Consider the following 8,702-nt stretch of genomic DNA (forward strand, 5'->3'; position numbering starts at 1 on the left):
GTGTTACTTGGGCTGTGCTTTCTTACGGCGGTTGCCGACCATCTGGCCGGTCAGCACCACCAGGACGGCGATGACGAACATCGCCGTGCCGATGACGTTGATCTGTACAGGCGTACCGCGCTGGGCCGATCCCCACACGAACATGGGGAAGGTGACGGTGTTGCCCGAGTTGAAGTTGGTGATGATGAAGTCGTCGAACGAGAGCGCGAAGGAGAGCAGCGCGCCCGCCGCGATGCCGGGGGCCGCGATCGGCAGGGTGACGCGCAGGAAGGTCTGCACGGGACCCGCGTAGAGGTCGCGGGCGGCTTCCTCCAGCCGGGGGTCCATGGAGAGCACGCGGGCCTTGACGGCGGCGACGACGAAGCTGAGGCAGAACATGACGTGGGCGATCAGGATCGTCCAGAAGCCCAGCTGGATGCCCATGTTGAGGAAGAGGGCGAGCAGGGACGCGGCCATCACGATCTCGGGCATGGCCATCGGCAGGAAGATCAGCGAGTTCACCGCGCCGCGCCCGCGGAACCGGTAGCGGACCATCGCGAAGGCGATCGCGGTGCCCAGCACGGTCGCGCCGATGGTGGCCCAGAGGGCGATCTGGAGCGAGAGGGAGAGGGAGGCGCACATGTCGGCGACTCCGCACGGGTCCTTCCACGCGTCGAGGGAGAACTCCTGCCAGGCGTAGTTGAACCGCCCGGTGGGGTTGTTGAAGGAGAAGACCGTGACGACGACGTTCGGCAGGATCATGTAGGCGAGCGTGCCGAGCCCCGCGATCACGACGAGATTGCGGCGCAGCCAGGTGGTGGCGCTCTTCATCAGACCAGGTCCTCCGTCCCCGCTCGGCGGATGTAGATGGTGACCATGATCAGCACGATGGCCATGAGGATGAAGGACAGCGCGGCCGCCGTCGGGTAGTCGAGGATGCGCAGGTACTGCGACTGGATGACGTTGCCGATCATCCGGGTGTCCGTCGATCCGAGCAGTTCGGCGTTGACGTAGTCACCGCTCGCCGGGATGAAGGTGAGCAGGGTCCCGGAGACCACGCCCGGCATGGAGAGCGGGAAGGTCACCTTGCGGAAGACCGTGGCGGGGCGGGCGTACAGGTCCCCGGCCGCCTCGTGGAGGCGGGTGTCGATGCGCTCCAGCGAGGTGTAGAGCGGCAGGATCATGAAGGGGAGGAAGTTGTACGTCAGACCGCAGACGACCGCGAGCGGCGTGGCGAGGACGCGGTCGCCCTGCGTCATGCCGAGCCAGCTGGTGACGTCCAGGAAGCCGATCTTGTTGAGGACCGCGACCACGGGGCCGCCGTCGGCCAGGATCGTCTTCCAGGCGAGGGTGCGGATCAGGAAGCTGGTGAAGAACGGGGCGATGACGAGCACCAGCAGCAGGTTGCGCCAGCGCCCGGCCTTGAAGGCGATCAGGTAGGCCAGCGGGTACCCGAGCAGCAGGCACAGCGCGGTCGCGGTGCCCGCGTAGAGCAGGGAGCGCAGGAACTGCGGGTAGTACTCGGTGAAGGCGTCCCAGTAGGTCTGGAAGTGCCAGGTGACCTTGAAGCCCTCTTCGAGGGAGCCGGTCTGCACCGAGGTCGAGGCCTGGTAGATCATCGGCAGCACGAAGAAGACGAACAGCCACAGGATGCCCGGGAGCAGCAGCCAATACGGGATCAGGCGCTTCTTCACGGAGGGCTTGTGGACCGGGGGCCCGTCGGTGGCGACGGCCTCGGGCAGCGCGGCGGGGGCGGTCATGCGCCCTCCTCGACCGTCTCGATGCCCGCGTCGATGTCCTGCGCGGCGTCGAGCCCGAAGGTGTGGTCCGGGTTCCAGTGCAGGATCACGTCGGCGCCGGGGACCAGGCGTGCGTCGCGCTCGATGTTCTGGACGTACACCTCCAGCTCGGGGCAGACCTTGCTGTCGATGACGAACTGGGTGGAGACGCCGATGAAGGAGGAGTCGGCGATCTTGCCGGCGACCTTGTTGCGGCCGGCCGCGATGGTGTCCTCCTCGTCCGCGTGGACCAGGGAGATCTTCTCCGGGCGCACTCCGACCAGCAGCTTTCCGCCGGCGCGGGGCGTGGTCGAACATCGCGCCCCCGGGACGCGCAGCTTCGTACCGGCCGAGGAGACCACGACGTCGGAGGCGCCCGCCTCCAGGACCTCGGCCTCGATGAGGTTGGAGGTGCCGAGGAAGTTCGCCACGAAGGTCGTCTTCGGGTTCTCGTACAGCTCGGCGGGGGCGCCCAGCTGCTCGACGCGGCCGCCGTTCATCACGGCGACCGTGTCGGCCATGGTCATGGCCTCCTCCTGGTCGTGCGTGACGTGCACGAAGGTGATGCCGACCTCGGTCTGGATCCGCTTGAGCTCGAGCTGCATCTGGCGGCGCAGCTTGAGGTCGAGGGCGCCGAGCGGCTCGTCGAGGAGGAGCACCTGCGGGTGGTTGATGAGCGCGCGGGCCACGGCCACGCGCTGCTGCTGGCCGCCCGAGAGCTGGTGCGGCTTGCGCTGGGCGAACTGGCCGAGCTGGACCAGCTCCAGCATGTCGTCGACCTGCTTCTTGACGGACTTGATGCCGCGGCGGCGCAGCCCGAAGGCGATGTTCTCCGAGACGTCCAGGTGCGGGAAGAGCGCGTAGCTCTGGAAGACCGTGTTGACCGGGCGCTTGTACGGCGGCAGGTGCGTCACCTCGCGCTCGCCGAGGCTCACGGTGCCGGTGGAGGGCTCCTCCAGGCCGGCGATCATGCGCAGGGTGGTGGTCTTCCCGCAGCCGGAGGCGCCGAGCAGGGCGAAGAAGGAGCCCTGGGGAATGGTGAGGTCCAGCGGGTGCACGGCGGTGAAGGATCCGTAGTGCTTGCTGATCCCGGCGAGGCGGACGTCGCCGCCCGCGGTCTTGTCAGTCATGGGCCTGGGCCTTCGGTGGTGTGTCGTGGAAGGGGCAGGTGCCGGTACGGGTGCCGTGGGGGCGGCGGGACCCGTCAGGCTCCGATGAGCTTGGCGAACTTCTGCTCGTACGCCGTCTCTTCCTCGCTGGTGAGGGAGCGGAAGGCGTGCGACTTGGCGGCCATCGCCTTGTCGGGGACGATCAGGACGTTGTCCGCGAGCGCCGGGTCGATCTTGGCCAGCTCGTCCTTGACGCCCTCGACGGGGCAGACGTAGCTGATGAACGCGGCCAGCTGGGCGGCCACCGCGGGCTCGTAGTAGTAGTCGATGAGCTTCTCCGCGTTGGCCTTGTGCCGGGCCTTCACGGGGACCAGCAGGTTGTCGCTGGAGGTGATGTAGCCGGCGGCCGGGATCGCGTACTGGATGTCCGGGTTGCCGGCCTGCAGCTGGATGACGTCGCCGGCCCAGGCCAGGCAGGCTGCGAGGTCGCCCTTGTCGAGGTCCGAGGTGTAGTCGTTGCCCGTGAAGCGGCGGATCTGCTTCTTGTCGACGCCCTTCTGGAGCCGGCCGATCGCCTCGTCGAAGTCGGCGTCGGTGAAGTTCGCCGGGTCCTTGCCCTGGTCGAGCAGGGTCATGCCGACGCTGTCGCGCATCTCGGTGAGGAAGCCGACGCGGCCCTTGAGGGAGGGGTCGTCGAGCAGCTGGGTGACGGAGTCGACCTTCTTCCCGTCGGTCGCCTTGGTGTTGTAGGCGATGACGGTGTCGATGCCGGTCCAGGGGTAGCTGTGCGCGCGGCCCGGGTCCCAGTCGGGGTTGCGGAACTGCGGGATCAGGTTGGCGTAGGCGTGCGGGAGGTGCGAGGGGTCCAGCTTCTGCGCCCAGCCCAGGCGGATGATGCGCGAGGCCAGCCAGTCGGTGACGACGATCAGGTCGCGGCCGGTGTCCTGGCCGGCCGCGAGCTGCGGCTTGATCTTGCCGAAGAACTCGACGTTGTCGTTGATGTCCTCGGTGTACTTGACCTTGATGCCGGTCCGTTTGGTGAACTCCTCCAGCGTGGGACGGGTCTTCTCGTCGTCGCTGGTGTCCATGTACTCGGTCCAGTTGGAGAAGTTGATCTCCTTCTCCTGCTCCGAGTGGTCGTCGGACGCGACGGCCGCGTCGCCCTCTCGTTTGGCCGGCGGGATGCCGCAGCCGGAGAGCGTGGACAGGCCGCCGAGGGTGAGCGCCCCGACTCCGGACGCGCGCAGCAGCGAACGGCGGGTGAGGGCGCCACGCCCGCTGGTGAGGCTGCGCCGCATCGCGGCGAGTTGCGCCGGCGAGAGGCGGTCGGGCTCGAACTGCTCCATGGGAGATGCCCTTTCGGGTGGGTGCGGGCCGCTGGTCGGGCGGCGACGTTTCTATCGGTCCCCGAAGATCGTGCGGTGCCAGTCCTTCGCGGCAACCGCGGTGTTGTCGTACATCACGTGCTTGACCTGCGTGTACTCCTCGAAGGAGTAGGTGCTCATGTCCTTTCCGAAGCCGCTCGCCTTGTAGCCCCCGTGGGGCATCTCGCTGATGATCGGAATGTGGTCGTTGACCCAGACGCAGCCCGCCTGGATCTCGCGGGTGGCGCGGTTCGCCCGGTAGACGTCGCGGCTCCAGGCGGAGGCGGCGAGGCCGTAGGGGGTGTCGTTGGCCAGCGCGATGCCCTCGTCGTCGGTGTCGAAGGGCAGCACGACGAGGACCGGCCCGAAGATCTCGGACTGGACCACCTCGCTGTCCTGCGCCGCGCCGGCGATCAGGGTGGGCCGGTAGTAGGCGCCGTCCGCGAGCTCGCCTCCGGGGATCTCGCCGCCGGTGACGACGGTGGCGTACGAGCGGGCGCGCTCGACGAACCCGGCGACCCGGTCGCGCTGGGCGTGCGACACCAGCGGGCCGATGTCGGTGGAGGGGTCGAAGGGGTCGCCGAGGCGGACGGTCTCCATCAGCTCGGCCACCCGGGCGACGAAGGCGTCGTGGAGCGGGCGCTGGACGTAGGCGCGGGTGGCCGCCGTGCAGTCCTGGCCGGTGTTGATGAGGGAGGCGGCGACGGCCCCGTTGGCCGCGGCCTCCAGGTCGGCGTCGTCGAAGACCAGGAAGGGGGCCTTGCCGCCGAGCTCCAGGTGGAGCCGCTTGACGGTGGCGGTGGCGATCTCCGCGACCCGCTTGCCGATGGCGGTGGACCCGGTGAACGAGGTCATGACCACGTCCGGGTGGCCGACCAGGTGCTCCCCCGCGTCCCGACCGGCGCCGGTGACGATGTTGACCACGCCGTCGGGCAGCCCCGCCTCCTTGGCCGCCTGGGCGAACATCAGGGAGGTCAGCGGGGTGAGCTCGGCCGGCTTGAGGACGATGGTGTTGCCCGCGGCGATCGCCGGGAGGATCTTCCAGGCGGCCATCTGCAGCGGGTAGTTCCACGGCGCGATGGAACCCACGACCCCGATCGCCTCGCGGCGTACGTACGAGGTGTGGTCGCCGGAGTACTCGCCCGCGGCCTGCCCCTGGAGGTGGCGCGCCGCGCCCGCGAAGAACGCGGTGTTGTCGATGGTCCCCGGCACGTCGAACTCCGTGGACAGCTTGACCGGCTTCCCGCACTGCAGGGACTCGGCGTACGCGAAGTCCTCCGCCTGCTCGGCCAGTACGGCGGCCAGCCGGTGCAGCGCGTCGGAGCGCTCGCCGGGGGTGGCGCCGGACCAGCCGGGGAAGGCCCGCTTGGCGGCGGCGACGGCCGCGTCGACGTCCGCCGTGGAGGCGAGTTCGTAGGTGAGCACCTCCTCGCCCGTCGCCGGATCGACCACGGTGTGTGACCGACCGGAGGTGCCGGGCCGCAGCTGCCCGTCGATGTACTGCGCGCCCGCGGCGAAGCGGTCCTTGACCTGGACCTTGACCTGGAAGCGGTTGCCCATCACGCTCTCACGCTCTCCGTAGCTACAGTTCGAGCTACAGCTCGAATTGAGTGCCGATCCTGGCAGAGGTGCACCCCTCGGCCAAGTGATTCCGTTGTTGCCTTTTGATTACGCGACGGAATCGGTCGACCATGTGTCGAGGCGCGCCCAAAAACCCGTACGAAGTGTCCGTGGCTCCTGCGAGACTCGCATGCATGGAGAAGATCGAGGAACTGATCGGGCAGGTCAGCCGGGGTGAGCGGGTGAAGTACCTGCCGTTCTGGGGACACCGTCCGCGGCCCGACGGAACGCTCGGCCCGAGCTGCCTCAGCCAGTGGTGGCCGTCCGAGTTCACCGTGGGTGACGTGCGCTACGCCACCGCCGAGCACTGGATGATGGCCGGAAAGGCCCGCCTGTTCGAAGATCCGGAAGCGGAACGGGCGGCACTGGAAGCCAGCAGTCCGGCGGCCGCGAAGAAGGCCGGCCGGCTGGTGCGCGGCTTCGACGACAAGGTGTGGGAGCGGGAGCGGTTCGCGCTGGTCGTGGAGGGCAGCGTGCACAAGTTCGGCTCCGACCCGGCGCTGGAGTCGTACCTGCTCTCCACCGGGAACCGGGTCCTGGTGGAAGCCAGCCCGATGGACCGGATCTGGGGCATCGGGCTCGCCGCAGACGACGAGCGTGCCCTGAACCCGAGGCTCTGGCGGGGGCTGAACCTGCTCGGCTTCGCACTGATGGAGGCACGCGAGCGGCTGCGGGAGGCGCCTCGAGCGGGGCGCTGAACGGCTCCTCGAGCGGGGCGCTAAATCGATCGCGCCCGCCGGGGCCGGGCGGTTAGCGTGATCCTCGTCCAGGTGCGAAGGCGCGACCTCCTTCGACTCATCATCGGGCGGCCGCGGGTTCGAGTCCCGTCACCGGCTTCGGGCCGGTGTAGCTCAGCTGGTAGAGCACCTTGTGGTTTCGCCGACTTCGATCTCTGGACACCTACGTCACGCACCTCCCGGTGCGCCTCGGCAGCGGTTACTTCTTTCAGAAATAACACCGCCGCCCCTTCTTGATCTCGGGAGGCACGCGTGCGGAACGCCCGGTGCGCAGGCAGCGGTTACTTCGGATCGACGGGTCGCGGGTTCGAGTCCCGCCCGGCTCCGGCCGGTAGCTCAGTCGGATAGAGCAGTCGACATACAACCGCCGCCGACCTCGATCTCGGGCGTTCCGCACGTCGGACCTCCCCCTTGCTTCCAGTGAATTCGGGGGGATTCTCATGGCTCGTTTCAACCTGCGGTCTTCCAAGTCCGCGCCGGCGGCCCCGTCCGCCGCGCCCACCTCGCCCGTCCGCTCGACCGGCGCCCGGGCCCGCAACCACCACGGCAGCCGCGGCTTCGTCCGCGATCCGCGCTCCGAGCTGTTCCTGCTCGCCGTCGCCAACTTCGTGACGCAGCGGACCGCTTACGAGGGCGGCGAGGCCCGCGACGACCGGTTCGCCGCGCTCGTGCGCACCCTCGCCGTGGAGGACCCCGAGTGGACCGCCGGCCTGCTCGGCTGGCTGCGCCGCGACGGCAACATGCGTACGGCCTCGCTCGTCGGCGCGGCCGAGTACGTCAAGGCGCGCCTCGACGCCGGAGCCACCGAGGGGCCGTCGAACCGGCAGGTCGTGGACTCCGTACTGCTGCGCGCGGACGAGCCCGGTGAGCTGCTCGCCTACTGGGCCTCCTCGTACGGGCGGGCCGTGCCCAAGCCCGTCAAGCGCGGGATCGCCGACGCGGTGCGCCGGCTCTACGGCGAGTCCTCCCTCCTGAAGTACGACACCGCCTCCAAAGGCTTCCGCTTCGGCGACGTCCTCAACCTCGTGCACGCCTCCCCCGACCCGGCCAAGCCCTGGCAGGGCGAGCTGTTCCGCCACGCCCTCGACCGCCGGCACAGCCCGGAGAGCGCCGAGGTGCCCGCGGGCTGCCGCACCCTGCTCGCGCACCGGGCCCTGATGGAGCTGCCCGTGGACGGACGCCGGGCCGCGGTCACCGCCGCGGGCGGCGCCGAGCGGCTCGCGGAGGCGGGCATGACCTGGGAGGCCCTGGCCGGCTGGCTGCAGGGGCCGATGGACGCGGCCGCGTGGGAGGCGGTCATCCCGTCCATGGGCGCGATGGCGCTGCTGCGCAACCTGCGCAACTTCGATCAGGCGGGGGTGTCGGACGAGGTGGCCGCGCGGGTCGCGGCGAAGATCTCCGATCCCGAAACCGTCGCCCGGTCGCGCCAGTTCCCCTTCCGCTACCTGGCCGCCTACCAGCACGCGCCCTCGCTGCGCTGGGCGTATCCGCTGGAGCGGGCGCTCGCGCACTCGCTGGGCAACGTACCGGCGCTGCCCGGCCGGACGCTGATCCTGGTGGACCGCTCCGGGTCGATGTGGGCCCCGCTGTCGGAGCGCTCGCAGCTGAACCGGGCGGACGCGGCGGCGATCTTCGGGACGGCGCTCGCGCTGCGCGCCGAGCACGCCGACCTCGTGCAGTTCGGCACGTCGAGCAAGGTGATCGCCCACCGCCGGGACGAGTCGGTGCTGAAGGTGCTGGAGCGGTTCGAGGACCTCGGCGGCACCTACACGGCGGAGGCCGTGCGGGCGCACTACGCGGGCCACGACCGGGTGCTCATCGTCACCGACGAGCAGGCCACCTACTCCCACTGCGCCGACCCGACCGCCCTGGTGCCGGACACCGTCCCGGTCTACACGTGGAACCTGGCCGGATACCGGGTGGGCCACGCGCCCTCCGGGGCCGCGAACCGGCACACCTTCGGCGGGCTCACCGACGCGGCCTTCCGCATGGTGTCCCTGATCGAGGACGGCAGGGACGCCGCGTGGCCGTGGGCGGGCGCGCCCTCGAACGCCTGACCGGCGCGAACACCCTCGGGGGGAGAGAGACGGGGCCGGGCCGGGACACCAAGTGTCC

At 69.7% G+C, this 8,702-nt stretch carries 7 protein-coding genes; 2 read left to right on the forward strand and 5 right to left on the reverse strand.

Annotated features, from left to right (window positions below):
• Window positions 1–3: 3 nt before the first annotated feature.
• From ACWGDE_RS13025 to ACWGDE_RS13045, 5 genes are all read right to left on the reverse strand, one after another.
• Window positions 4–810: an ABC transporter permease gene (locus ACWGDE_RS13025; RefSeq protein WP_453389036.1), complete on the reverse strand. Its 807-nt coding sequence runs from the start codon at window positions 808–810 to the stop codon at window positions 4–6.
• Complete coding sequence (locus tag ACWGDE_RS13030; protein WP_453389037.1) at window positions 810–1,739, reverse strand: ABC transporter permease; 930 nt, start codon at window positions 1,737–1,739, stop codon at window positions 810–812. The genes ACWGDE_RS13025 and ACWGDE_RS13030 overlap by 1 nt, the downstream gene beginning before the upstream one ends.
• Window positions 1,736–2,887, reverse strand: coding sequence for an ABC transporter ATP-binding protein (locus tag ACWGDE_RS13035; protein WP_453389038.1), 1,152 nt, complete (start codon window positions 2,885–2,887; stop codon window positions 1,736–1,738). The genes ACWGDE_RS13030 and ACWGDE_RS13035 overlap by 4 nt, the downstream gene beginning before the upstream one ends.
• Before the next feature lie 74 nt (window positions 2,888–2,961).
• Window positions 2,962–4,212, reverse strand: a complete 1,251-nt coding sequence (locus ACWGDE_RS13040) for a polyamine ABC transporter substrate-binding protein (protein ID WP_453389039.1) — start codon at window positions 4,210–4,212, stop codon at window positions 2,962–2,964.
• Window positions 4,213–4,263: 51 nt separating this feature from the next.
• Window positions 4,264–5,790 carry a gamma-aminobutyraldehyde dehydrogenase gene (locus ACWGDE_RS13045; RefSeq protein WP_453389042.1) on the reverse strand — a complete coding sequence of 509 codons (1,527 nt, stop codon included), beginning with the start codon at window positions 5,788–5,790 and terminating at the stop codon, window positions 4,264–4,266.
• 194 nt (window positions 5,791–5,984) lie between these two features.
• Between ACWGDE_RS13045 and ACWGDE_RS13050 the strand changes: the two genes are divergently transcribed.
• Both ACWGDE_RS13050 and ACWGDE_RS13055 read left to right on the forward strand, forming a co-directional pair.
• On the forward strand, window positions 5,985–6,548 hold the full coding sequence (locus tag ACWGDE_RS13050) for an NADAR family protein (RefSeq protein WP_453389040.1): 564 nt from the start codon (window positions 5,985–5,987) through the stop codon (window positions 6,546–6,548).
• Between the two features lie 479 nt (window positions 6,549–7,027).
• A complete protein-coding gene (locus tag ACWGDE_RS13055) occupies window positions 7,028–8,644 on the forward strand; it encodes a TROVE domain-containing protein (protein ID WP_453389041.1) in 1,617 nt (538 codons plus the stop codon).
• Window positions 8,645–8,702 lie beyond the last annotated feature (58 nt).

This window comes from Streptomyces sp. NPDC054956 (assembly GCF_053609185.1).

Bases quoted from the DNA above. Each gene is read 5' to 3' on its own strand.
- ACWGDE_RS13025 (WP_453389036.1), bottom strand. From the start codon at position 810: ATGAAGAGCGCCACCACCTGGCTGCGCCGCAATCTCGTCGTGATCGCG.
- ACWGDE_RS13030 (WP_453389037.1), bottom strand. From the start codon at position 1,739: ATGACCGCCCCCGCCGCGCTGCCCGAGGCCGTCGCCACCGACGGGCCC.
- ACWGDE_RS13035 (WP_453389038.1), bottom strand. From the start codon at position 2,887: ATGACTGACAAGACCGCGGGCGGCGACGTCCGCCTCGCCGGGATCAGC.
- ACWGDE_RS13040 (WP_453389039.1), bottom strand. From the start codon at position 4,212: ATGGAGCAGTTCGAGCCCGACCGCCTCTCGCCGGCGCAACTCGCCGCG.
- ACWGDE_RS13045 (WP_453389042.1), bottom strand. From the start codon at position 5,790: ATGGGCAACCGCTTCCAGGTCAAGGTCCAGGTCAAGGACCGCTTCGCC.
- ACWGDE_RS13050 (WP_453389040.1), top strand. From the start codon at position 5,985: ATGGAGAAGATCGAGGAACTGATCGGGCAGGTCAGCCGGGGTGAGCGG.
- ACWGDE_RS13055 (WP_453389041.1), top strand. From the start codon at position 7,028: ATGGCTCGTTTCAACCTGCGGTCTTCCAAGTCCGCGCCGGCGGCCCCG.